Source organism: Streptomyces cyanogenus (assembly GCF_017526105.1).
GTDB classification, from domain to species: Bacteria; Actinomycetota; Actinomycetes; order Streptomycetales; family Streptomycetaceae; genus Streptomyces; species Streptomyces cyanogenus.
The window spans coordinates 5,946,422-5,971,786 of record NZ_CP071839.1 but is presented as its reverse complement, the minus strand read 5'-3'; the positions used below and the strand labels follow the sequence as shown (position 1 = coordinate 5,971,786).

Here is a 25,365-nt window from a genome sequence, read left to right as displayed (position 1 = left end):
CGGTGGCCCGGTGACCGCGACCCTGCCCGACCTACGCGGCACGGCCCCCGACCCCACGCCCGGCTCCCGGTTCGGGGCCGCGGCCCGCCGGTACGGACCGGTCCTCGCCCTGTTCGGCGCGTTGAAGCTGGCCGGTTTCTGCTCCTTCATGTACCTGCTGTCCGCCGCCGGGGACTTCCGCGGCAAGCACCCCCGGTTCGGCGGCGGGGCGCACGCCTGGGACGTGCTGGCCACCTGGGACGGCTGGTGGTACCAGCAGATCGCGCTGCACGGCTACGACCCGAAGCTCGTTCCGGTGCCGGGCGCCACCGGCCTGATCACGCTGGAGGGCAACTCGGCGGCGTTCTTCCCGCTCTACCCGGCCCTGATGCGGCTGACCTCGGCGGTCACCGGGCTCGGCCCGTACGGCGCCGGCCTGCTGGTCTCGATCGTCGCCTCCTTCGCCGCCGCCCTCGGCGTCCATGCCGTCGCCGAGCGGTTCGGCGGCCGGCGGGCCGGGCTCGCGGCGGCCGGGCTGTGGGCGGTGTGGCCGGGCTCGGGCGTGGAGTGGGCGGTGTACTCCGACTCCCTGTACGTGGCCCTGGCCGTCTGGGCCTGCCACGCCGTCATGACCCGCCGCTGGCTCACCGCCGGCGTGCTCACCTTCGCGGCCGGCCTCAACCGGCCCACGGCCGCCGCGCTGATCGCCGCGCTCGGCGTGGCCGCGCTGCTCTCCCTGCGCCGCCGCGAGGAAGGCCCGCTGCGTCCGCTGCTCGCCATGGCCCTGGCCCCGCTGGGGCTGCTCGGCTATCTGCTGTGGGTCGGCAACCGCATGGGCGACCTGGGCGGCTACTTCGAGCTCCAGTCGGGCGCGTGGGCGCACAGTTTCGACTACGGCGAGCAGACCCTCGACGTGCTGACGTCCGTGCCGGTCGGCCACTTCACCTATCTGTTCGCCTACCCCTTCGCGGACGTCATCGGGGTCGGCGTGGTGCTGCTGGCCCTCGCGCTGCTGCCGCTGCTGCTGCGGCTGCGCCCGCCCGCCGTGCTGGTCGTGCACACCGTGCTGACGCTCGCCCTGGTCCTGGGCAGCCAGCAGATCTTCGCGAACGTCTCCCGCTACCTGCTGCCCTGCTTCCCGCTGTTCCTGCCGCTCGCGGTCGCCCTGCGCCGGCTGAGCCTGCCCGTGCTGTGCACGCTGCTGGGCATCGCGGCCCTGGCCTCCGGCTCGTACGCCGGGTACGTGCTGTTCGAGCTGGGGGTGCCGTGATCCGCCGTACCCGGGACGGCTAGGCCAGGCTGTCCCGCCACGCCCGGTGCAGGTCGGCGAACCGGCCGGTGCCCGAGATGAGTTCGTCCGGGCGGCCGTCCTCCACGATCCGGCCGTGCTCCATCACCAGCACCCGGTCCGCGATCTCCACCGTGGACAGCCGGTGCGCGATGACCACCGCGGTACGGCCGCGCAGCACCGTCGCCATCGCCCGCTGCACCGCCCGCTCCCCCGGCACGTCCAGTGAGCTGGTCGCCTCGTCCAGGATCAGCACCGCCGGGTCGGCGAGCAACGCCCGGGCGAAGGCGACCAGCTGGCGCTGCCCGGCGGAGATTCGGCCGCCGCGTTTGCGGACGTCGGTGTCGTAGCCGTCGGGCAGCGCGCTGATGAACTCGTGCGCGCCGATCGCCTTCGCGGCCTGCTCGATCTCCTCCCGGGTGGCCTCGGGGCGGCCGATCGCGATGTTGTCGGCGACCGTGCCGGAGAACAGGAACGCCTCCTGCGTCACCATGACCACCCCGCGCCGCAGCTCGGGCATCGGCAGTTCGCGCAGGTCCACGCCGTCCAGCAGCACGCGTCCGCCGGAGGGGTCGTAGAAACGGGCGAGCAGCTTGGCCAGGGTCGACTTGCCCGCGCCGGTGGAGCCGACGACGGCGACCGTCTGCCCGGCGGGAAGGGTCAGGTCGAACCGGGGCAGCACCTCGCCGCCGGTGCGGTAGCCGAACCGGACCCCGTCGAAGACGACCTCGCGTCCGGGGATCTCGCCCTTGAGCGGCGGGAGTTCGCCCGGCCGCTCCGGCTCGGGCACGGACGGCGTCTGCGCCAGCAGCCCGGCGATCTTCTCCAGGGATGCGGCCGCCGACTGGTAGGAGTTCAGGAACATGCCGAGCCGGTCGATCGGGTCGTACAGCCGGCGCAGATACAGCACCGCCGCCGCCAGCACGCCCAGCTCCAGCGAGCCGGACGCCACCCGGTGGGCGCCCCAGAGCACGATCGCCGCGACCGCCGTGTTGGCCACCAGCCGCGAGCCGACCACATAGCGGGCCATCTCCAGCAGTGCGTCCCCGTTGGTGCGTTCGTGCCGCTGGTTCAGCACCGCGAACTCGGCGTCGTTGGCGGCCTCCCGGCGGAAGGCGCGCACCGGGCGGATGCCGTTCATCGTCTCCACGAACTTCACGATGACCGCCGCGATCGCCGTGGACCGTGCCTGGAACACCCGCCCCGCGCGCCGCCGGTAGAGCCGGACCAGCAGATACAGCGGCCCGAAGGACGCCACCGCGACCGCGCCGAGGCCGAGGTCCAGCCAGAGCAGCATCGCCGAGATGTAGACGAAGGACAGGACGACGGTCACCAGCTCCTGGAGCCCCTCGTCGAGGAGTTCGCGCAGCGACTCGACGTCCGTGGTGGACCGGGAGATGAGCCGGCCGGAGGTGTACCGCTCGTGGAAGTCGACGCTGAGCGCCTGCGCGTGCCGGAAGATCCGCCCCCGCAGGTCCAGCAGTACGTCCTGGTTGACCCGCGCGGAGGTCTCGATGAACGCGAACTGCAGCCCGCCCGAGGCGAGGGCGCACAGCAGGTAGCCGGCGCCGACCGCGAGCAGCGGGCCGTGCCGGTCGTCCCGGAACGCCGGTACGGCGCTGTCGATGGCGTACGCCACCAGCAGCGGGCCGGTCTGCACCGCCGCCTGCTGGAGCAGCAGCAGGAGCGTGGTCAGGGCGACCCGGGCCTTCATGGGTGCGAGCAGCGAGCGCAGCAGGGCGCCGGTGGCGCCGGGCGGGGTGGGCAGGACGTCCCGGTCGAAGGGGTCGCCGTCGCCCGTCTCCCGGCGGCGGTCGGGGTCGTCGTCCGCGACGGCGGGGGCGGAGGCGGTCGTGCTGGTCAACGGGAGTCCTCCTGTTCCCCGGACATCAGGCGGGCGTACTCGGCGTTGTGGCGCAGCAGTTCCTGGTGGGTGCCGACGGCGGCGATCCGGCCGCCCGAGAGCAGGGCGACCCGGTCGGCGAGCAGCACCGTGGACGGGCGGTGGGCCACGATCAGGGCGGTGGTGTCGGCGAGGACCCGGCGCAGCGCGGCCTCCACGGCGGCCTCCGTGTGCACGTCGAGGGCGGACAGCGGGTCGTCCAGTACCAGGAACCGGGGCCGGCCGACGACCGCGCGGGCCAGCGCCAGGCGCTGGCGCTGGCCGCCGGAGAGGCTGAGGCCCTGCTCTCCGACGCGGGTGTCGGTGCCCTGCGGGAGGGCGTGCGCGAAGTCGGCCTGCGCGATGGCGAGGGCCCGGTCGAGGTCCTGCCGTCCGGCGCCGTCCGGGGCGCCCATGAGCACGTTCTCGCCGACGCTCGCCGAGAACAGGGTGGGTTCCTCGAAGGCGACGGCGACCTTCGTGCGCAGTTCCTCGCGGGACATCGCGGTGATGTCCACGCCGTCGAGGGTGATCCGGCCCGAGGTGACCTCGTGCAGCCGGGGGACGAGCGCGGTGAGGGTCGTCTTGCCGCTGCCGGTCGCCCCCACGAGGGCCATGGACTCGCCGGGGCGGATGTGGAGGTCGACGTGGGCGAGGAGGGGCGGGGAGCCGGGGGGCGCGTCGGGGTAGCGGAAGGAGACGTCCTCGAACCGGAGTCCCGGCACTCCCCCCGCGCGCGGGCGAGCGTGCCCGTCCCCGGCGGACTGCTCCTCCGGCACCTCGTCCCGCACCTCGAAGTACCGCTCGGTCGCGGTGGCCGCCTCCTGGCTCATCGCCAGCAGGAACCCGATCGAGTCGACCGGCCACCGCAGCGCGAGGGCCGTACTGAGGAAGGCGACCAGCGTGCCCGCGGACAGCTCCCCGTCGGCCACCCGCACCGCGCCCAGCACCAGCGCGGCCCCGACGGCCACCTCGGGCAGGGTCACGATGACGCCCCAGATGGTGGCCAGCAGCCGCGCCTTGCGCAGTTCCGTGCCGCGCAGCCGGCCCGACAGTTCGCGGAAGGCGCGGGCCTGGCTGCGGTGGCGGCCGAAGCCCTTGATGACGCGGATGCCGAGCACGCTCTCCTCGACCACCGTGGTCAGGTCGCCGACCTGGTCCTGGGCGCGGCGCGCCACCTGCGCGTACCGCCGTTCGAAGACCACGCAGGTCCACATCACGGGGACGGCGGGCCCGAGGACGACCAGCCCCAGCACCCAGTCCTGCAGCAGCATGATCACCACGCCGACGACGATGGTGACGCCGTTGACGAGCAGGAACGTCAGCGGGAAGGCGAGGAACATGCGCAGCAGCATCAGGTCGGTCGTGCCCCGGGAGAGCAGCTGGCCGGAGGACCAGCGGTCGTGGAAGGCGACCGGCAGCCGTTGCAGCCGCCGGTACAGATCCGCCCGCATCTCCGCCTCGACGTGCGACAGCGGCCGGGCCACGAGCCAGCGCCGTATGCCGAACAGGACCGCCTCGGCGAAACCGAGCAGGAGCAGGTACAGCGCGCCGAGCCACACTCCCGCCGGGTCGCGGTCGGCGACCGGCCCGTCCACCAGCCACTTCAGGACGAGCGGGATCACCAGACCCGTGCAGGAGGCGAGGACCGCGACGAACGCGGCGGTGAACAGCCTGGCGCGGACCGGGCGGACGTACGGCCACAGCCGGAGCAGGGGGCGCAGGGCGGAACGGTCGGTGGTTGCACGTGTCGAGGGCATCAACCGGGAGCGTACGGACCGCCACCGACATCGCCCACCGAGTTTCGGCCGGAGGGGCGAGGCGTCCGGTTCCGCCGGCACCCGTACGGCACCGGAGTCGCGACCGGACCCGGCCCGGCGGCACGTTCCGCCGGCATCGGTCCGGGACCGGTGCTCGCGCGTGCGGCCGGGATCAGTGATCAGTGATCAGTGATCAGTGATCAGTGATCAGTGATCAGTGACGGGAGGGTGCCGGGGACCGCTGCGGTCGCGGAGCCCTCAGCAGGGGGGTGACGACGTCCGCCAGTTCCGCCTCGGTCACCGCCCCCATGCGGGACGCGGCGATCCTCCCCCGCGGATCGACGACGACCGTGTAGGGCAGGGCCTGCGGGTTGACCAGGCCGTGCGGCAGCCGGAGGCCCAGCCGTCCCTGCGGATCGCGCAGGGACGGGAATCCGAGGCGGTGCTTCTTCTGGAAGGCCAGTCCCCGACCGCCGTCGGCGTCGTTGTCGAGACCGAGCACACGCACTCCGCGGTGGCGCCACTTCCGCTGGAACTCCTTCAGTTCGGGGGCCTCGGCGACGCACGGTCCGCACCAGGAACCCCACGCGCTGACGACGACGACGTCGCCCCGGTAGTCCGACAGGTGGACCGTCTCGCCGTCCAGCGTGGTCCCGTCCAGGTCGGGGGCGGCCGGGCGGTCCTGCTCGCTCAGCGTGCGGGTGAGCGAGGAGCCGCCGCCGCTGCCGCCGGTGTCGTCGGCGGGCGTGTAGCCGGTGCAGCCGGCGAGGAGGACGCCGGCCGCCAGCACCCCGGCCGCCGCCGTGTACGGCCGCGCGCCCGTCATCGCTCGGTCAGCCGGGCGGACGGGCTGCGGGCACCGGCCCGGGTGAGGACGGTCTCCAGGTGGCGGGCCCGCCAGGCACTCAGCAGCCATGCGGCGGGCAACTGGAGGGTGAACAGGGCGAGGATCGCCACCACGAAGGCCGAGTCGGCCGGTGCCTCGTCTCCGGCGGTCCAGGAGGACAGTCCGGCGCAGACCAGCAGTACGGCCAGGTAGGCGGAACCGTCGATCAGGGGGACGCGCCACATGGGCAGCGGATCCGTCAGCCGGCGCGTCATCGTCAGGGTGACCGCCGCGGCCACGAGGAAGACCGCGCTCCACGGGTCCCGCAGCCAGGTCGTCACCCATGTCCCGACGCTTCCGCCGACAGCCTGCCAGGCGAGGTCCACCACGGCTCCGGTCAGCCACGAAAGGACGGTGACGACGAGCGCGTAGGAGAGGGCGCCGCGCCATGTGACGGTCATGTCTTCCCCCTTTGACGGTGGGTCACCCGGTGGCGAACCACTTCGCGGTCATTGTCCTCCCGGCCCCGGAGGGCCGGGAGGGCGGGGGTCAGTAGCCGCCCGAGTTGCCGATGGTGCCCAGTTCGCAGGCGGGCTGGGACAGGCACAGCAGACTGCGCATCTTCGACTGGTGCACGGTCTTCGTCGAGTGCCGGTTGCCGCTGGTGTAGCCGTAGAGGTACATCTCGTGGTCGGGGGCCTGCCGGTACTTGCCCGAGACGTAGAAGTCACCGTTGCGGGCGAGGCGGGCGTCGTAGAACACGCCGATGCCGGCACGGCGGATGCCACCGGACGGGCAGAAGGGGTCGGTCGCCTCGATCTCGCCGTGCACGGCACGCGTCTTGCCGTCGAAGCGGGTCCGGGTGCGGAAGTCGATGCCCCTGGTGGACGCCTTGCGCCGGTCGACCTCCACGCCGTTGCGGTAGACCTTCGTCCAGCCGGTCTCCGGGAAGAGGTCGTACGGGGACTTGGTCCAGTAGACGACACCGCGCAGGCCGGCCCGGAAGGAGGGACCGGTGACCTTGCTGGAGAAGCCGCGGTTGTCACCCTTGTACTGATAGCCCCGGGTGTACTTGCAGCCGGAGATGCTGCCCAGCTCCTTGGGCACGCTGGCCCACTTCTGGCGGATGAACGACCGCCACACCACGGCGGTCTTGGTGTACCTGCGCGCCCGTTCCTCGACCCGCTGCGCCGTCTTGGTGAGCGTGGCGGTGTCGTCGGCCGTGGGTACGGTGGCGGTCAGGCCCCAGGTGTGCCCGAGCCCGCCGGCCTCGCCGGAGATCTGGTAGTTCACCTCGCTGCCGGCGCGCACACCGGTGTCGCGGAGACTGTGCCCGGTGGTGGCCGCGATCCGGACGCCGTCGCGGTACACCGTGTAGCGGCCCGCGCCCAGGTCGGGCCAGGACACGTCGACGAAGTGCGAGGAGGCCGCCCAGGCGGCGCGCTCGTTCTTCGCCGGGGAGGCGGCGAGGGTGACGTCGGCGATGACCTTCTGCCCGCCGGCGGTGAGCAGTTGGGTGTCGGTCGCCCTGCCGATGTAGGTGGCGACCGGCTTGACCCCGGCGGCATGGCCGGTGAGGCCCTGCTTGCCGGTGGTGAACGTGCCGTGTGCGGAGTCGAGAACGAACACGGCCTCGCCCGCGGACCGCGGGGTGGCTTCCCCGGCGGACGCGGGCGTCAGCGAGGAAGCCAGGAGGACGGCGGGAACAGCCGCTGCCGCGAGGGCGCGCGGCACTGATCGCTGCCACTGCATGTGAGGGTTTCTGCCTCTCTCCGGAGGTACTTGGGGCCGTCAGGGCGGCGGTGGCCGGCGGCGGTCACCTGCCGGGGGTCCGGGCGGTCCGGTTTCCGGGGTCCCGGCCGGGACCCCGGAAACCGGACCGCCGGGGTCAGGACAGGCCCCACTCCTGGCGGACGCGGCCCGGGCCGCCGTTCCAGTCGATCTTCTCCAGGTACGGCTTCGAGCCGGGACGGCTGGAGTTGGAGGCGAGCGCCTTGTTCTTCGCCACGTTGACGACGTGGGAGCTGGACAGCCACCACTGGTGGCTCTTGGACGACGGCTTGCAGGTGGCCTGGACGACGTGGGCGGCGGAGTCCAGGGCCAGGCACTTGCCCGACTTGTCGTTCTTGATGGTGAAGACGGAGCCTCCGTGGTTCAGCCGCTTCAGGGTCCATCGCTGCGTCTTGTCGGTCCTGGAGCACTTGCCGACGACGGCACGCGCGTTGTTCCTCGTGCTCCCGCCCATCGACAGGCACACGTTGGGGGCCCACACACGCTCCAGCCGGGTGTGGGCGTAGGGGTCCCGGGCCTGGGGCGCCGCCCCCGCAGGGGCCGCGACCGCGGCCATGGTTCCGGTGGTCACGGCGGCGAGCACGAACGAGGTGGCTGCCTTGCGCATCGCGTCTCCTTGGTCGGTCGTCTCGTACGGCGATCGAACCTAGGCACGAACCAGGGGCGCTACCAGGTCTGTTGGGGAGGTGTACCAAGGGGCATTGCCCGAAAGGGAGGTGTGGCGGGGCCGGTTCGGACCCGGGCTCCCAGGTGCTCTACCGTGCTGCAGGACCGCTTGCCCTCACCGGAAAGTCGAGCCCGCCAACGTGTTTTCCACTCGCCGGAACCGGATCGTGCTCGCCATCGGGGTGTGCGTCCTCGGCGCGATCGCCGCAGTCACCGGTCAGGTCCTCGCCCACCGCGATCCCGGTGTACCCGCCGCGAAGGACGCCGACGCGGCGCCGTGCCGGCGGATCACCTCTTCCGCCCCCGAATCCCTGGGGGGACTTTCCCGTTGGGACACCGATGCGCCGGGCGTGGCCGTGTGGGGTGACCGTCACATCGTCCTGCGGTGCGGCGTGACGCCTCCGGGGCCCACCGAGGACATGTGCGTCGCGGTCGACGGCGTCGACTGGGTGATCGACTCCCGGCAGACCACGGAGAGCCGCAAGGTCGTCGTCACCTATGGCCGGGTACCGGCCACGCAGGTGGTCTTCGAGGGCGGGGGCAAGACGGACGCTGCCCTGATCGACCTGTCCCGCCTCGTGGCCCCGGTCCGACAGCGCGCGCACTGCATCGACGCCCCCTGACCCCTTCCCCGCGGGCGCGCTTCACCGTTCGCAGAAGGGAAGTCGGGGCGTTACGCGTGTGCTGATGTCCGGCGCTCCGGGTAAGTTGGCGGTGGATCACGGCTGAACCCGGGCCACGGGGGTCTGCTGGGAAGGCCGGGGCCGGGAGGGACCAACATGACCACGCGGTCCGTTACGGTGAATGGGAACTGTTCGTACCGGCGCACCGGGCACGATCCCGAGTCCGCGGTGCTGAGGCTGGCGCGGCTGACCGGCCGGGAGCGAGAGGTGTTGCTTCTGCTCGGGACGGGCCTGGGCAACCGGGAACTCGCCCGCGAGCTCGGCATCGCGGAACGCACGGTGAAGGCGCACATCGCAAACATCGTCGAGAAGATCGGCCAGCGGACGCGGACGCAGGCCGCGATCGTCTCCGCTCTCGCCCACGACGCGCTCTGCGCGGACCGGGCGTGCACACGGCACCGGATGACCGAGCCGGCGCCGGAGCAGCGGATTCGAGCAGCATAGGGAGACGGGGGTGACGGTCCGGCCGCGGGCCGCACCCGGACCGATCCCCGATCGGTTCACCACGCGACACAAGGGCGGCGGTGCCTCGGACGGCACCGCCGCCCTCTTTCGCGTGCGGCCCCGTGGCCGGCGAGCGACCCGCTCGATCCGGCCGACACCCCGAACAGTCCGCATACCGAACATGAACTCCCGGTCAACGAACCATTTCCGGCCAAGTTTGTGACGCGGTCCTGACAGGTCGCGAGATCTCCTGCCACTCTTCCCTGGCCGACCCACAACAACCCCACAGCTTCTGCACATCGTGTGAGCCGGCTCCGCACCTGCACCTGCACCTGGTTCCGCGTAACGCCTGTTCTGCCCGGACGTCCCAACCCACCGTCCGGTCTCCCCTGGCCGCGCGACCCGCGGTCACGCAGAAGGAGTCAGTGTTGAGAAGCAATTCCTCTCGCGGACGCACCTCCCACACCTCGCACCGCAGAACCGCCACCGTCGCCCTCGCCGGCGTCGCCGCCCTGATCGCCGCCGCCGTCCAGTCCGGCGCGGCCAGCGCGGCACCGGCGAAGCCGCAGGCCGGCAAGGTCGACCGGGCCCACGCCGCCGTCAGGCTCACGCCCTCCCAGCGCGCCGAGCTGATCCGCCACGCCGACGCCGGCAAGGCCGCCGAGGCCCGCCGGCTCGGGCTGGGCGCCCAGGAGAAGCTGGTGGTCAAGGACGTCGTCAAGGACGGCGACGGCACGCTGCACACCCGGTACGAGCGGACGTACGGGGGCCTGCCGGTGCTCGGCGGCGACCTGGTCGTGACCACCGCGAAGTCCGGCAAGACGATGGACGTGGTCCGGGCCACCGACGCCACACTGAAGGTCGCCGGTCTCATCCCGGCCGTGTCGAAGGCCGAGGCGCAGAAGCAGGCCGTGCAGCGGGCGAAGGCGCTCGGCGCGACCAAGCCGGCCGCGGACAGTGTCCGCAAGGTGATCTGGGCGGCCACCGGCAAGCCCGTGCTGGCGTACGAGACGGTCGTCGGCGGGCTGCAGGACGACGGCACCCCGAACCAGTTGCACGTCATCACCGACGCCGCCACCGGCAAGAAGCTGTTCGAGTACCAGGGCGTCAAGACCGGCATCGGCAACACCCAGTACAGCGGGCAGGTCACGCTGACCACGACCCAGTCGGGCTCGACGTACACGCTCACCGACGGGGCGCGCGGCGGCCACAAGACGTACAACCTGAACCACGGCAGCTCCGGCACCGGCACCCTGTTCTCGCAGTCCTCCGACACCTGGGGCAACGGGTCCAGCTCCAACGCCGCCACCGCGGGCGCGGACGCCCACTACGGCGCCGCGCTCACCTGGGACTTCTACAAGAGCGTGTTCGGCCGCAGCGGCATCAAGAACAACGGCGTCGGCGCCTACTCCCGCGTGCACTACGGCAACTCGTACGTGAACGCGTTCTGGGACGACGGCTGCTTCTGCATGACCTACGGCGACGGCTCCGGCAACGCCAAGCCGCTGACCTCGATCGACGTCGCCGGCCACGAGATGAGCCACGGCGTCACCTCCGCCACCGCGAACCTCAACTACAGCGGTGAGTCCGGCGGCCTCAACGAGGCGACCAGCGACATCATGGCCGCCGGCGTGGAGTTCTACGCGAACAACTCCACGGACCCCGGCGACTACCTGGTCGGCGAGAAGATCGACATCAACGGCGACGGCACCCCGCTGCGCTACATGGACAAGCCCAGCAAGGACGGCGCTTCCAAGGACAACTGGTACTCGGGCATCGGCGGCGTCGACGTGCACTACTCGTCCGGCCCCGCGAACCACTTCTTCTACCTGCTGAGCGAGGGCAGCGGCGCCAAGGTCGTCAACGGCGTCAGCTACAACTCGCCGACAGCGGACGGCCTTCCGGTCACCGGCATCGGCCGGGACAAGGCGCTGCAGATCTGGTACCGGGCGCTGAGCACCAAGTGGACGTCCACCACCAACTACGCGGGCGCCCGCACCGGCAGCCTGGCGGCGGCCGGCGAGCTGTACGGCACCTCCAGCGCCGAGTACAAGGCGGTGCAGGACGCCTGGGCGGGCGTGGGGGTCGGTTCGCGCTCCGGCGGCGGCGGGGGCGGCGGCACGTCGTACGAGAACACCACACCGGTGTCCGTCCCGGACAACGGGCCGGCCGTCACCTCCAGCATCACCGTCTCCGGCCGGACCGGGAACGCGCCGAGCAACCTCCAGGTTGCCGTCGACATCACCCACACCTGGCGGGGTGACCTGGTGATCGACCTCGTCGGCCCCTCGGGCACCGCCTACCGGCTGAAGAACTTCAGCTCCTCCGACTCGGCGGACAACGTGAACGAGACCTACACGGTCAACGCCTCGGCGGAATCGGCCAACGGAACCTGGAAGTTGCGGGTACAGGATCAGGCCACCTACGACACCGGGACGATCAACAGCTGGAAGCTGACCTTCCCGTAAACCGCATGCCGCGGACCCGGAAACACGGCGCTGTCCGAGGGTTCCACCCCCTCGGACAGCGCCCGTTCACACGGTTGAAACGTTCACCAGACTGTCGAGTTTCAGCCAACATCACTTCAGGGTCCTGACATGTACGCGCCCCTGATGTCACTCTCTCTCCACCCGCCGCAGCAGCACAGCAACTTCACAACGCCACACACTCCGGCCAGTAACCCCACGCTGCCCGGACTCCCCCACGAGAAGGAGCTTCTGTGAGCCCCCTCTACGCGCGTCACAAGCGCACCACTCTGGCCATCGCCACCGCTGTCGCCGCCGGAGCCCTGCTCGCCACTGGTGTCACCACCAGCGCCACCGCCCAGCCGGCGGCCAAGCCCCTCGCGGCGGCCCCCACCCAGCTGTCCGCGGCGGCCCGCACCACCCTGATCCAGCAGGCCCAGGCCGGCGCGGCCGACACCGCGCACCGGATAGGCCTCGGTGCCAAGGAGAAGCTCGTCGTCAAGGACGTCGTCAAGGACGTCGACGGCACCCTCCACACCCGCTACGAGCGCACCTACGCGGGCCTGCCCGTGCTCGGCGGCGACCTGATCGTGCACACCGCCAAGTCGGGCGGGACCGAGGGCGTCACCAAGGCGGCCAAGTCGGCCATCAAGGTCTCCTCGCTCAAGCCGCAGATCACCGCCGCGAAGGCCGAGAAGCAGGCGGTGTCCGCCGCCAGGACCCTCGGCTCCGCCAAGACCGCCGCGGACGGCGCCCGCAAGGTGATCTGGGCCGGCTCCGGCAAGCCCGTCCTCGCCTACGAGACGGTCGTCGGCGGCTTCCAGGACGACGGCACCCCTAACCAGCTGCACGTCATCACCGACGCCGCCACCGGCAAGAAGCTCTACGAGTACCAGGGCATCGAGAACGCGACCGGCAAGACGCTGTACTCCGGCACGGTGACCCTCAACTCCGTGCAGTCGGGCTCGACGTACCAGCTCACCGACAGCGCGCGGGGCAACCACAAGACCTACAACCTGGCCCGCAAGACGTCCGGCACCGGCACCCTGGTGGCCAGCTCGACCAACGTCTTCGGCACCGGGACCGCCTCCACCTCCTCCTCGGACCAGACCGCGGCGGCCGACGCGGCCTACGGCGCGGCGGAGACCTGGGACTTCTACAAGAGCACCTTCGGCCGCAGTGGCATCAAGAACAACGGTGTCGGCGCCTACTCCCGCGTGCACTACGGCAACGCCTACGTGAACGCGTTCTGGGACGACAGCTGCTTCTGCATGACCTACGGTGACGGCTCCGGCAACGCCGACCCGCTGACCTCGCTGGACGTGGCCGGCCACGAGATGAGCCACGGCGTCACCTCGAACACCGCGGGCCTGAACTACTCCGGTGAGTCCGGCGGCCTGAACGAGGCCACCAGTGACATCTTCGGCACGGGTGTGGAGTTCTTCGCCAACAACGCGTCCGACCCCGGTGACTACCTCATCGGCGAGAAGATCGACATCAACGGCGACGGCACCCCGCTGCGCTACATGGACAAGCCCAGCAAGGACGGCGGCTCCGCCGACTACTGGTCCTCCTCCGTCGGCAACAAGGACGTCCACTACTCGTCCGGCGTCGCGAACCACTTCTTCTACCTCCTCTCGGAGGGCAGCGGTTCGAAGACGATCAACGGTGTGACCTACAACTCGCCGACCTACAACGGCTCCACGGTCACCGGCATCGGCCGCGCCAAGGCGCTGCAGATCTGGTACAAGGCGCTGACCACGTACATGACCTCGACGACCAACTACAAGGCCGCCCGCACGGCGACCCTGAACGCGGCGTCGGCGCTGTACGGCTCGACCAGCACCGAGTACAAGGCGGTCGCTGCCGCCTGGACCGCGGTCAACGTCAGCTAGTAGTCCTCCGGCCTGACACAGGGCGGCACCCGGGAGGAAGGCCTCCCGGGTGCCGCCCTACCCTTGTGACCCATGTCCTCGGCGCCCTTCACCTATGAGCCGGTCGGCGCGACCCGCGACGATCTGACGTCCTGCCCGCCCGGCTTCCGTCCGATGCTCGTCCGCACCCGTCTCGGCGAGGGCCACGAGGTCTTCCGGCGAGCCGCCGACGCGGTCCTGACCTGGGAGATGCACCGCGCGCTGGGCGTCGGCATCGACGCCACCGCCGACCGCGCGGCACCCGGCGTCGACGTCACCGTCACCCTGGCCGGCGTCATAAGGGCCCCCTGCCGCGTCATATGGACGACCGAGGAACCCCGCCGCGCCGGCTGGGCCTACGGCACCCTCCAGGGCCACCCCGAATGCGGCGAGGAGGCCTTCGTCGTCGACCGCACCGGCGACGGCACGGTCTGGCTCACCGTGGCGGCCTTCAGCAAGGGCGCCGCGTGGTACGCCCGCGCGGGCGGCCCGGCCACCCGCGGCCTGCAACACGCGTACGCCCGCAGGTGCGGGACGGTACTGAAGCGACTGTGCGCGGGCCTGTCCGAGTCATGACCGTACTCGGCGTTCAGGAATAACCGGCAAAAGCACTGATGTACACGATTGGGCAGGCGGAGCGGCTGGCGGCGGAGGCTCTGCGTCAGAAGTTCGGCGAGTGGAGCGACCAGGTCGCACTTTTCGGCAACGGCGAATTCGCAACGAAAAAGGGGGACTTTTTCCATTTCGGCTTCCAGTCCGTGAAGTATATCGAAACCCGGGACGAGAAGTACTTCAACTACGGGCCCAACTGCATTTCGGTGCACAGCGAGACCGGCGAGTGCCGATTCCTCGACATCCATGAGGTTCTGGCCTTGGAACCCTTCAAGACGGAATGATCCACGTCGACGAGGATTCACAGCGAGACCGGCGAATGCCGGCTGCTCAGCGTTCAGGAATCGTTTGCGATCGACCCCTTCAACGCGCGCTAGCCGGCACCGCCGGTCACGCTCACCGCAGCACCATGCCCGCTGCCTCCCCCACCTCCTCCGACGGCACGGCCAAAAGGCCGAGTTCGGCGGATGAGGCGAGGAGGGGGTGGGTGGGGAGGATGCGGACCGTGTAGCCGTAGGGGCCGGTGCGGTCCAGGGAGAGGGGGCCCTCGTAGAGGAGGCGGCCCTCCAGGTCGGGGGTGCCGGTCGGTTTGAGGGGGACCACCGTGGCGTCCGTGATGCGGTCCTCCGCGTCCACCCGGCCGGACACCGCCTGGACCTCCACGTCGTCCGGGGTCAGCGAGCCGAGGGCCACCCGCACGCGCAGGCCGACCGTCGTGCCCAGCTCCGCCGTGGCAGTCGTCGCCGTCGTCTCCACGTGGTCCACGCTCACCCCGGCCCAGGCCGCCCGCACCCGGTCCTTCCAGGCGGCCAGCTCGCTCGCCGTGTCCGGGGTCAGCGCGCGGTGCGCCCGCGCGGCGGGGGCGTAGAGCCGGTCGACGTACTCGCGGACCATGCGGCCGGCCAGCACCTTCGGGCCCAGCAGGGAGAGGGTCTGGCGGACCATCTCGATCCAGCGGTCGGGCAGGCCGGCGCGTCCGCGTTCGTAGAAGCGCGGTGCGACCCGCTGTTCGAGCAGGTCGTAGAGGGCCGCCGCCTCGATGTCGTCGCGGCGGTCGGGGTCCGTGCCCGCGCCGTCCGCCGTCGGGATGGCCCAGCCGAAGTCCGGCTGGAACCACTCGTCCCACCAGCCGTCCAGGACGGAGAGGTTCAGGCAGCCGTTGAGGGCCGCCTTCATGCCCGAGGTGCCACAGGCCTCCAGGGGCCGCAGGGGGTTGTTGAGCCAGACGTCGCAGCCGGGGTAGAGCTTCTGCGCCATCGCCATGCCGTAGTCGGGCAGGAAGACGATGCGGTGACGGACGCGCGGGTCGTCCGCGAAGCGGACCAGCTCCTGCACCAGGCGCTTGCCGCTGTCGTCCGCCGGGTGCGCCTTGCCCGCGACCACGAGCTGGACCGGGTGCTCGGGGTGCAGCAGCAACTCCATCAGGCGGTCCCGGTCGCGCAGCATCAGTGTCAGGCGTTTGTACGACGGCACCCGGCGCGCGAAGCCGATCGTCAGGACGTCCGGGTCCAGCACCCCGTCGATCCAGCCCAACTCCGCGTCACCGGCGCCGCGTTGGCGCCACGACACCCGCAGCCGGTCCCGCACCTCCAGCACCAGCTGTTCGCGCAGGGTCCGGCGCAGCTCCCAGACCTCCTGGTCCGGGATGTCGGCGACCGAGTCCCAGCGTTCGGAGCCGCCGACGCTCAGCGCGTCCTCGGTCCGCTGGGCGCCGACCTGCCGGGCCCCGAGCCGCAGCACCTCCGGCGCCACCCAGGTCGGCGCGTGCACCCCGTTGGTCACGGAGGTGATCGGCACCTCCTCGGGGTCGAATCCCGGCCACAGCCCCGCGAACATGCTCCGGCTGACCTGCCCGTGCAGCAGCGACACCCCGTTGGCCCGCTGGGCCAGCCGCAGCCCCATCACGGCCATGTTGAACAGGTTCGGCTCGCCGCCCGGGTAGGTCTCCATGCCCAGCGCCAGGATCCGCTGCACGTCGATGCCGGGGAGTTCGGCGTCCGGGCCGAAGTGCCGGCCGACCAGCTCCCGGTCGAAGCGGTCGATGCCGGCCGGCACGGGGGTGTGCGTGGTGAACACGGTGCCGCCCCGCACGGCCTCCAGCGCCGAGTCGAAGTCCAGCCCGTCCGCGCACAGTTCGGCGATCCGCTCCAGGCCGAGGAAGCCCGCGTGGCCCTCGTTGGTGTGGAACACCTCCGGCTGCGGGTGCCCGGTGAGCCGGCAGTACGTCCGTACGGCCCGCACACCTCCTATCCCGAGCAGCATCTCCTGCAGCAGCCGGTGCTCGCCGCCGCCGCCGTAGAGCCGGTCGGTCACCCCGCGTTCGCCGAGCTCGTTCTCCTCCACGTCCGAGTCGAGCAGCAGCAGCGGTACCCGGCCCACCTGTGCCAGCCAGATCCGGGCGCGCAGCGCCCTGCCGCCGGGCAGCGCGAGGGAGACGTGCGCCGGAGTGCCGTCGGCCTCCTTCAGCTGGGTGAGGGGCAGTTCGTTGGGGTCGAGCACCGGGTAGTGCTCCTGCTGCCAGCCGTCCCGGGAGAGGGTCTGCCGGAAGTACCCGTGCCGGTACAGCAGTCCGACCCCGATCAGCGGCACCCCGAGGTCGCTGGCCGCCTTCAGATGGTCGCCGGCGAGGATGCCGAGGCCGCCGGAGTACTGCGGGAGCGCGGCCGTGATGCCGAACTCGGGCGAGAAGTAGGCGATGGCGGCGGGCAGGCCGTCGGCCTGCTCCTGGTACCAGCGGTCGCCGGTCAGATAGTCGTCGAGGTCGTCGGCGACCGCGGTGAGCCGGCGCAGGAACCGCCGGTCCCCGGCCAGTTCGGCCAGCCGGGCCGGCCGCACACTCCCCAGCAGGCGGACCGGGTCACCACCGCTGCCGGCCCAGCCCTCTGGGCTGACGGACTGGAACAGATCGCGCGTTTCCGCATGCCAGGACCAGCGCAGATTGCGCGCCAGGTCGCTCAGCGGCCGGAGGGGTTCGGGGAGTACGGGACGGACGGTGAACCGACGGATCGCCTTCACATTCCACCTCGGGACGCGTCGCGGGGTGAGACGCACGGCGCTGTGCGTCTCGTCGTCTTCTTCGACGGTAGTGGTTACCGCGCGGTCGGTGGGGACGTACCGGCCGGGGTGTCGGGGCTGCCGGGGCGTCAAGGCCCGGTCAAGGGGCACTCGCAGGAAAGGGGCCGGTCTTGTGCGTAGACGTACGCGTGAGTAGTTAACAAAGTGCCGGATTGCCCACCCGAGCCGGGTGGGAAGGCTCCTCCGGTACACACCCCACAGGCACACCACAGCACTTCCGCAGGACCCACCTCCCCATGTCCATCCGCCCACACCCACGTCGAAGCGGACAGGAGCGGTCATGCCCGCGACGCAGCATTCGTCAGCACCCCCGACAGGCAGCAAGACCAAGGCAGCAGGAAAGAGGACGACGGGGAGGAAAGGCGTGGCGCCGGCCGGCGCCGCCGGCCCGTCCGCGGACGGGGAGCGGTCGTCCCCGGAGGCGGCCACCACCCTGGGCCGCATCCCCGTCCTGGACGTACGCCCCGTGGTCCAGCACGGACGCAGGCCCGCGAAGGCGGTGACCGGAGAGTCGTTCGAGGTGTCGGCCACCGTGTTCCGGGAGGGCCACGACGCCGTCGGCGCGAACGTGGTGCTGCGGGACCCGGCGGGCCGGGCCGGCCCCTGGACCCCGATGCGGGAACTGGCCCCCGGCACCGACCGCTGGGGCGCCACGGTCACCGCGGGCGAACCCGGCCGCTGGACCTACACGGTGGAGGCCTGGTCGGACCCGCTCGGCACCTGGCGGCAGCACGCCCGGATCAAGATCCCGGCCGGTATCGACACGGACCTGGTGCTGGCGGAGGGCGCCGAGTTGTACGAGCGGGCCGCCGCCGGAGTCCCGGAGGAGCACCGGGCGCCCGTCCTGGACGCGGTGGCGGCCCTGCGGGACGAGGGCCGCCCGGCCGCCTGGCGGCTCGCGACGGCCCTGTCACCTGAGGTGGAGGCGGTGCTGGCGCGTTGTCCGTTGCGGGAGCTGGTCACCGCGTCGGATCCGATGCCGCTGCTGGTGGAGCGTGAACGCGCCCTGTACGGCTCGTGGTACGAGTTCTTCCCGCGTTCGGAGGGCACCGCCGAGCAGCCGCACGGCACCTTCCGCACGGCCGCGCGCCGGCTGAAGCCGATCGCGGACATGGGCTTCGACGTGGTCTACCTGCCGCCGGTCCATCCCATCGGCACGACCTTCCGCAAGGGCCCCAACAACACCCTCACCGCCGGCCCGGACGACGTCGGCGTGCCCTGGGCGATCGGCTCCCCCGAGGGCGGCCACGACGCCGTCCACCCCGGCCTGGGCACCATCGAGGACTTCGACTTCTTCGTCGCCGAGGCGGACAGGCTGGGGCTGGAGATCGCGCTGGACTTCGCGTTGCAGTGCTCGCCGGACCATCCCTGGGTGCACAAGCACCCCGAGTGGTTCCGCCACCGCCCCGACGGCAGCATCGCGTACGCCGAGAACCCGCCGAAGAAGTACCAGGACATCTACCCCATCGCCTTCGACGCCGACATGGACGGACTGGTCGCGGAGACCGTGCGGATCCTGCGCCACTGGATGAGCCATGGCGTCCGCATCTTCCGGGTGGACAACCCGCACACCAAGCCGGTGGTGTTCTGGGAGCGGGTCATCGCGGAGGTCAACCGCAAGGACCCCGGCGTGATCTTCCTGGCGGAGGCGTTCACCCGGCCGGCGATGATGCACACGCTGGCGCAGATCGGTTTCCAGCAGTCGTACACGTACTTCACCTGGCGCAACAGCAAGCAGGAGCTGACCGAGTACCTGACGGAGCTGTCGGGTGAGGCGGCGGCCTACATGCGGCCGAACTTCTTCGCCAACACCCCCGACATCCTGCACGAATACCTCCAGCACGGCGGGCGGCCCGCGTTCGAGGTGCGGGCCGTGCTCGCCGCCACCCTCTCCCCCACGTGGGGCATCTACTCCGGTTACGAGCTGTGCGAGAACACCCCGCTGCGACAGGGCGGTGAGGAGTACCTGGACTCGGAGAAGTACCAGCTCAGGCCACGCGACTGGGCGGCCGCCGAGCGCGAGGGACGCACCATCGCACCGCTCATCACCCGGCTCAACACCATCCGACGGCAACACCCGGCGCTACAGCGCCTGCGGAACCTGCACTTCCATCACGCCGACAAGGATGCGGTGATCGTCTACAGCAAGAGCACGGGTTCGGACACGGTCGTGGTGGTCGTCAATCTCGACCCGCACCACACCCAGGAGGCAACGGTCTCGTTGGACATGCCGCAACTCGGCCTGGACTGGCACGAGTCCGTGCCGGTGCGCGACGAGCTCACCGGCGAGACCTACAACTGGGGCAGGGCCAACTATGTGCGCCTCGAACCGGGTCATAGGCCCGCGCATGTCTTCACCGTCCTGCGACCGTCCACCCCGAAGATCGGAGGGTCACCCACAATATGATCGTCAATGAGCCCGTTCCGGACACCTTCGAGGACACTCCCGCCAAGGACCGGGACCCGGATTGGTTCAAACGCGCGGTCTTCTACGAGGTCCTGGTCCGCTCCTTCCAGGACAGCAACGGCGACGGCGTCGGCGACCTGAAGGGCCTGACCGCCAAGCTCGACTATCTTCAGTGGCTCGGCGTGGACTGCCTGTGGCTGCCGCCGTTCTTCAAATCCCCGCTCAGGGACGGCGGTTACGACGTCTCCGACTACACCGCGGTGCTCCCGGAGTTCGGTGACCTCGCCGACTTCGTGGAGTTCGTGGACGCCGCCCACCAGCGCGGCATGCGGGTCATCATCGACTTCGTCATGAACCACACCAGCGACCAGCACCCGTGGTTCCAGGAGTCGAGGCGGGACCCGGACGGTCCGTACGGGGACTACTACGTCTGGGCCGACGACGACAAGCAGTATCCGGGCGCCCGCATCATCTTCGTCGACACCGAGGTCTCCAACTGGACGTACGACCCGGTACGCAAGCAGTACTACTGGCACCGCTTCTTCTCGCACCAGCCGGATCTGAACTACGAGAACCCGGCGGTGCAGGAGGAAATGATCTCCGCGCTGAAGTTCTGGCTGGATCTCGGCATCGACGGGTTCCGGCTGGACGCGGTGCCGTACCTGTACCAGCAGGAGGGCACCAACTGCGAGAACCTGCCGGCGACCCACGAGTTCCTGAAGCGGGTGCGCAAGGAGATCGACGCCCAGTACCCCGACAAGGTGCTCCTCGCCGAGGCGAACCAGTGGCCGGAGGACGTCGTCGACTACTTCGGCGACTTCCGGGCCGGCGGCGACGAGTGCCACATGGCGTTCCACTTCCCGGTCATGCCGCGCATCTTCATGGCCGTGCGGCGCGAATCGCGCTACCCGGTCTCCGAGATCCTCGCCAAGACCCCCGCGATCCCGTCCGGCTGCCAGTGGGGCATCTTCCTGCGCAACCACGACGAGCTGACCCTCGAAATGGTCACCGACGAGGAACGCGACTACATGTGGGCCGAGTACGCCAAGGACCCGCGGATGCGCGCCAACATCGGCATCCGGCGGCGGCTCGCCCCCCTGCTCGACAACGACCGCAACCAGATCGAGCTGTTCACCGCCCTGCTGCTGTCCCTGCCCGGCTCACCGATCCTGTACTACGGCGACGAGATCGGCATGGGCGACAACATCTGGCTCGGCGACCGCGACGCCGTGCGCACCCCCATGCAGTGGACCCCCGACCGCAACGCCGGCTTCTCGTCCTGCGACCCGGGACGCCTCTTCCTGCCCACGATCATGGACCCGGTCTACGGCTACCAGGTCACCAACGTCGAGGCGTCGATGTCGTCGCCCTCGTCGCTGCTGCACTGGACCCGCCGCATGATCGAGATCCGCAAGCAGAATCCTGCCTTCGGACTGGGGTCCTATACCGAGCTGCCGTCGTCGAACCCGGCGGTGCTCGCCTTCCTGCGCGAGTACGAGGACGACCTCGTGCTGTGCGTCCACAACTTCTCCCGCTTCGCGCAGCCCACGGAGCTGGACCTGAGCCGGTTCGGCGGGCGGCACCCCGTCGAGCTGTTCGGCGGGGTCCGGTTCCCGGCGGTCGGCGAGCTGCCGTACCTGCTCACCCTCGCGGGGCACGGCTTCTACTGGTTCCGGTTGCGCCGGGAAACCGTATAGCGCGAGCCGGTGGGGCGGTGCGGCGTTTTCACCGCCCCACCCGGGGCACGCATCAGTAACACCCCGACGACCCCCGGGGAAAGGACGTGACGCCCATGGCGGATACGGTCACCTCTTCCGGCACCACCCCTCTCCTCACCTCGCTCGACCCCTTGTTGCGCGCCTGGCTGCCCCGGCAGCGCTGGTTCGCGGGCAAGGGGCGTCCGGTCACCGGGTTCACGCCCGTCTCCGTGACCGAACTGCTGCCACCCGACGGCCGGCTGGGCCTGTACCACCTGCTGCTGCGCGTCCATCAGCCCGACGCGCCGGGCGCCCCGCCGCACCCCGGCGACTCCTACCAGCTCCTCATAGGCGTGCGCGAGGCGCTGCCGCCCCGGCTGGCGCCCGCGCTGATCGGCCATGTGACGCAGGGCCCGCTCGCCGGACGCACGGTGTACGAGGCCCTGTACGACCCCCGGCCCGCCGAGGTCCTGCTGGAGGCCCTGCGCACCCGGGCCCGCATCGGCGCGCTGCGCTTCGAGCGGGAGTCCGGGCAGGAGATCCGGGCCGGTCTGGTGGCCCGGCTGATGACCGCCGAGCAGTCCAACTCGTCGGTGGTCTACGGAGATACGTTCATTCTCAAGCTGTTGCGCCGGGTGGTGCCCGGCGTCAACCCCGACCTGGAGATACCGCTGGCCCTGGCCCGCGAGGGCTGCCCCCGGGTGCCCGCGCCGACGGCCTGGCTGCACGCCGACGTGGACGCGCAGTCGTACGTGCTGGCCGTGCTCCAGCCGTTCGTGAGCGGGGCCGCCGACGGCTGGGAGCTGGCGCTGCGCGAGCTGGCCAAGGGCGAGGACTTCGCCGCCGAGTCCCGCGCGCTGGGCCGGGCCACCGCCGAGGTGCACACCGCGCTCGCCCGCGCCCTGCCGACGGTCAGCCTCGGCCACGCACAACTGGAGCTGCTGGTCGGCGGCATGACCGAGCGGCTGGCGGCGGCCGCGCAGGCGGTGCCGGCACTGCGGCCGTACGAGGACGGGCTGCGCTCGGCCTACACGGCGCTGGCCGATCTGGCCGCCGAGGGCCAGACCTGGACCGCCCAGCGGGTCCACGGCGACCTGCACCTCGGGCAGTGCCTGCGCTCGCCGTCCGGGGACTGGTCGCTGATCGACTTCGAGGGCGAGCCGGCCCGTCCGCTGGCCGAGCGGCGCATGCCGCAGCCGCCGGTGCGGGACATCGCGGGGATGCTCCGCTCCTTCGACTACGCGGCCCACTCGGTGACCCCGCCCGCCCCGGACTGGGCGCACGCCTGCCGGGCCGCCTACTGCTCCGGGTACGCGGAGGTCGCCGGCCGCGATCCACGCACCGACCCGGTGCTGCTGCGGGCCTACGAGACCGACAAGGCGGTCTACGAGGTCGTCTACGAGGCCCGGCACCGCCCCGACTGGCTGCCCGTGCCGCTGAACGCGGTGCGCCGCCTCGCCCTGCCCGACCAGGAGGCTCGTCCGTGACCCCCAAGGCCAACAAGCCGTCCCCGGCCAAGAAGGAAACCGCGGCCAGGAAGAAGACCGCCGCCCGGAAGGCGCCGGCCCAGGAGGTACCCCCGCAGGCGCCGGCGCCCGCCGTGGACGTCCCGCCGCAGGCACCGGCGCCCGCCGCGGCGGTCCCCCCGCAGGCAGCGGCGCCTCCTGCCGAGGTCGCCGTGTCCCCGGCCGTCGACGCCGGTGACCGTGCGCGGCTGCTGGACGGCACCCACCACGATCCGCACTCCGTGCTGGGCGCGCACCCGGTGCCGGGCGGGGTCGCCTTCCGCGCGTTCCGCCCGTACGCCCAGGCGGTCACCGTGGTCGCGGACGGGCTGCGGGCCGAGCTGCACGACGACGGCGACGGCTTCTTCTCCGGCCTGCTCCCGCTCTCCGAGGTCCCCGTCCACCGGCTGCTGGTGACGTACGACGGCACGGTGCACGAGACGGAGGACGCCTACCGTTTCCTGCCGACCCTCGGCGAGCTGGACCTGCACCTGATCGGGGAGGGCCGGCACGAGCAGCTGTGGCAGGCGCTCGGCGCCCATGTCACCACCCACCAGGGCGTCACCGGGACCCGGTTCGCGGTGTGGGCGCCGAACGCGCGGGGTGTGCGGGTCACGGGCGGTTTCAACTTCTGGGACGGCACCGGTTTCCCGATGCGCTCGCTCGGCGGCACCGGGGTCTGGGAGCTGTTCGTGCCGGGGATCGGCGAGGGCGAGCTGTACAAGTTCGAGATCACCCGCCCGGACGGCTCGCGCACCCTGCGCGCCGACCCGCTGGCCCGCCGTACCGAGGTGCCGCCCGCCACCTCCTCGGTCGTGGACGCCTCGCACCACGAGTGGGGTGACGCGCAGTGGCTGGCGCGCCGGGCGGAGACCCCGGTCCACGAGGCCCCCTTCTCCGTCTACGAGGTCCACCTGCCGTCCTGGCGGCCGGGGCTGACGTACCGCCGGCTGGCCGAGGAGCTTCCCGCGTACGTGAGCGAGCTGGGCTTCACCCACGTGGAGCTGATGCCGGTCGCCGAGCACCCCTTCGGAGGTTCGTGGGGCTACCAGGTCACCGGTTTCTACGCGCCGACGGCCCGGCTCGGCACCCCGGACGACTTCAAGTACCTGCTGGACCGGCTGCACCAGGCCGGCATCGGGGTGCTGATGGACTGGGTGCCGGCGCACTTCCCGCGCGACGACTGGGCACTCGCCGAGTTCGACGGGCGTCCGCTGTACGAGCACCACGACCCCCGGCGCGCCGCCCATCCCGACTGGGGCACGCTGGAGTTCGACTTCGGACGGCGCGAGGTGCGCAACTTCCTGGTGGCGAACGCCGTGTACTGGTGCGAGGAGTTCCACATCGACGGGCTGCGCGTGGACGCCGTCGCCTCGATGCTCTACCTGGACTACTCGCGCGAGCCGGGCCAGTGGACGCCGAACGAGCACGGCGGCCGGGAGAACCTGGACGCGGTGGCCTTCCTGCAGGAGATGAACGCCACCGTCTACCGGCGCTGCCCCGGTGTGGTGACCGTCGCCGAGGAGTCCACGGCCTGGGACGGCGTCACCCGGCCCACCCACCACAAGGGTCCCAGCGGCTTCGGCGGGCTCGGTTTCGGCCTGAAGTGGAACATGGGCTGGATGCACGACTCGCTGGAGTACATGAGCCACGATCCGGTGCACCGCGCCTACCACCACCACGAGATGACGTTCTCGATGGTGTACGCCTACAGCGAGAACTACGTCCTGCCGATCTCCCACGACGAGGTGGTGCACGGCAAGCGGTCCCTGGTGTCGAAGATGCCGGGCGACTGGTGGCAGCAGCGCGCCAACCTCCGCGCCTACCTGGGCTTCATGTGGGCCCACCCCGGCAAGCAGCTGTTGTTCATGGGGCAGGAGTTCGCCCAGGGCGCCGAGTGGTCCGAGGCACGCGGACCCGACTGGTGGCTGCTCGACCCGGACTACGGCGCCGAGGCGGACCACCGGGGCGTGCGGGACCTCGTACGGGACCTGAACGCGGTGTACCGGGCGAGTCCGGCGCTGTGGCAGCGGGACACCGATCCGGCGGGCTTCGAGTGGATCACCGGGGACGCGGCGGACGACAACGTCTTCGCCTTCCTGCGCCGCGACGCCGAGGGCACCCCGCTGCTCGCGGTCTCCCACCTGGCCCCGGTGGTCCGCCACGACTACCGGCTCGGCGTGCCGGACGACGTGCCGGCCTGGGTGGAGGTCCTCAACACCGACGCGGCCCGCTACGGCGGCAGCGACGTCACCCACCCGGAAGTCGTCAAGCCGGAGGCCCAGCCCTGGCACGGCCGCCCGGCGAGCATCCGGCTGACCCTGCCCCCGCTGGCGACGGTCTGGCTGCGCCCGGCGTGACCCGCCCTTTGC

The 25,365-nt window shown here is 71.3% G+C and carries 18 protein-coding genes; 11 read left to right on the top strand and 7 right to left on the bottom strand.

What is annotated here, in order from left to right; genetic code table 11:
• Positions 1-10: 10 nt before the first annotated feature.
• Positions 11-1,249, top strand: a complete 1,239-nt coding sequence (locus tag S1361_RS27010; RefSeq protein WP_208034514.1) for a glycosyltransferase family 39 protein — start codon at positions 11-13, stop codon at positions 1,247-1,249.
• A gap of 19 nt (positions 1,250-1,268) precedes the next feature.
• On the opposite strand, the gene S1361_RS27005 is transcribed toward S1361_RS27010, so the two are convergent.
• From S1361_RS27005 to S1361_RS26980, 6 genes are all read right to left on the bottom strand, one after another.
• Positions 1,269-3,131: an ABC transporter ATP-binding protein gene (locus tag S1361_RS27005; protein WP_208034513.1), complete on the bottom strand. Its 1,863-nt coding sequence runs from the start codon at positions 3,129-3,131 to the stop codon at positions 1,269-1,271.
• Positions 3,128-4,909, bottom strand: a complete 1,782-nt coding sequence (locus tag S1361_RS27000; protein ID WP_208034512.1) for an ABC transporter ATP-binding protein — start codon at positions 4,907-4,909, stop codon at positions 3,128-3,130. Before S1361_RS27000 ends, S1361_RS27005 begins: the two co-directional genes overlap by 4 nt.
• Positions 4,910-5,123: 214 nt before the next feature.
• Positions 5,124-5,735 (bottom strand): TlpA family protein disulfide reductase, encoded by a 612-nt coding sequence (locus S1361_RS26995; protein ID WP_208034511.1) that lies wholly within the window; start codon positions 5,733-5,735, stop codon positions 5,124-5,126.
• Positions 5,732-6,196, bottom strand: coding sequence for a hypothetical protein (locus S1361_RS26990; protein ID WP_208034510.1), 465 nt, complete (start codon positions 6,194-6,196; stop codon positions 5,732-5,734). The genes S1361_RS26995 and S1361_RS26990 overlap by 4 nt, the downstream gene beginning before the upstream one ends.
• A gap of 88 nt (positions 6,197-6,284) precedes the next feature.
• A complete protein-coding gene (locus S1361_RS26985; protein ID WP_243769316.1) occupies positions 6,285-7,487 on the bottom strand; it encodes a hypothetical protein in 1,203 nt (400 codons plus the stop codon).
• A 136-nt stretch (positions 7,488-7,623) separates the two neighbouring features.
• Positions 7,624-8,133 (bottom strand): RICIN domain-containing protein, encoded by a 510-nt coding sequence (locus S1361_RS26980; protein WP_208034509.1) that lies wholly within the window; start codon positions 8,131-8,133, stop codon positions 7,624-7,626.
• A gap of 199 nt (positions 8,134-8,332) precedes the next feature.
• On the opposite strand from S1361_RS26980, the gene S1361_RS26975 reads away from it, so the two are divergent.
• The 6 genes from S1361_RS26975 (at position 8,333) to S1361_RS26950 (ending at position 14,593) form a co-directional block, all read left to right on the top strand.
• Complete coding sequence (locus S1361_RS26975) at positions 8,333-8,815, top strand: DUF3515 family protein (protein WP_208034508.1); 483 nt, start codon at positions 8,333-8,335, stop codon at positions 8,813-8,815.
• A 156-nt stretch (positions 8,816-8,971) separates the two neighbouring features.
• Positions 8,972-9,319 (top strand): helix-turn-helix domain-containing protein, encoded by a 348-nt coding sequence (locus S1361_RS26970; protein WP_208034507.1) that lies wholly within the window; start codon positions 8,972-8,974, stop codon positions 9,317-9,319.
• A gap of 428 nt (positions 9,320-9,747) precedes the next feature.
• The gene (locus S1361_RS26965) at positions 9,748-11,787 is read left to right on the top strand and encodes a M4 family metallopeptidase (protein ID WP_208034506.1); all 2,040 of its coding nucleotides are present in this window, start codon (positions 9,748-9,750) and stop codon (positions 11,785-11,787) included.
• 251 nt (positions 11,788-12,038) lie between these two features.
• On the top strand, positions 12,039-13,679 hold the full coding sequence (locus S1361_RS26960) for a M4 family metallopeptidase (protein ID WP_208034505.1): 1,641 nt from the start codon (positions 12,039-12,041) through the stop codon (positions 13,677-13,679).
• 72 nt (positions 13,680-13,751) lie between these two features.
• Entirely contained in the window at positions 13,752-14,273 is a 522-nt protein-coding gene (locus S1361_RS26955) for a DUF1990 domain-containing protein (protein ID WP_208034504.1), read from the top strand.
• 38 nt (positions 14,274-14,311) lie between these two features.
• Entirely contained in the window at positions 14,312-14,593 is a 282-nt protein-coding gene (locus S1361_RS26950; RefSeq protein ID WP_208034503.1) for a hypothetical protein, read from the top strand.
• Between the two features lie 112 nt (positions 14,594-14,705).
• Here S1361_RS26950 and S1361_RS26945 read toward each other — a convergent pair whose 3' ends face one another.
• Entirely contained in the window at positions 14,706-17,324 is a 2,619-nt protein-coding gene (locus S1361_RS26945) for a glycosyltransferase family 1 protein (RefSeq protein ID WP_208034502.1), read from the bottom strand.
• A gap of 340 nt (positions 17,325-17,664) precedes the next feature.
• On the opposite strand from S1361_RS26945, the gene S1361_RS26940 reads away from it, so the two are divergent.
• The 4 genes from S1361_RS26940 to glgB all read left to right on the top strand — a co-directional run bounded on the left by S1361_RS26940 (position 17,665) and on the right by glgB (position 25,353).
• Positions 17,665-19,791, top strand: coding sequence for an alpha-1,4-glucan--maltose-1-phosphate maltosyltransferase (locus S1361_RS26940; RefSeq protein WP_208034501.1), 2,127 nt, complete (start codon positions 17,665-17,667; stop codon positions 19,789-19,791).
• Entirely contained in the window at positions 19,788-21,488 is a 1,701-nt protein-coding gene (gene treS / locus S1361_RS26935; RefSeq protein WP_208034500.1) for a maltose alpha-D-glucosyltransferase, read from the top strand. Before S1361_RS26940 ends, treS begins: the two co-directional genes overlap by 4 nt.
• A 95-nt stretch (positions 21,489-21,583) precedes the next feature.
• Complete coding sequence (locus S1361_RS26930) at positions 21,584-22,975, top strand: maltokinase N-terminal cap-like domain-containing protein (RefSeq protein WP_208034499.1); 1,392 nt, start codon at positions 21,584-21,586, stop codon at positions 22,973-22,975.
• Positions 22,972-25,353, top strand: a complete 2,382-nt coding sequence (glgB, locus tag S1361_RS26925) for a 1,4-alpha-glucan branching enzyme (RefSeq protein ID WP_208034498.1) — start codon at positions 22,972-22,974, stop codon at positions 25,351-25,353. The genes S1361_RS26930 and glgB overlap by 4 nt, the downstream gene beginning before the upstream one ends.
• Positions 25,354-25,365: the final 12 nt, after the last annotated feature.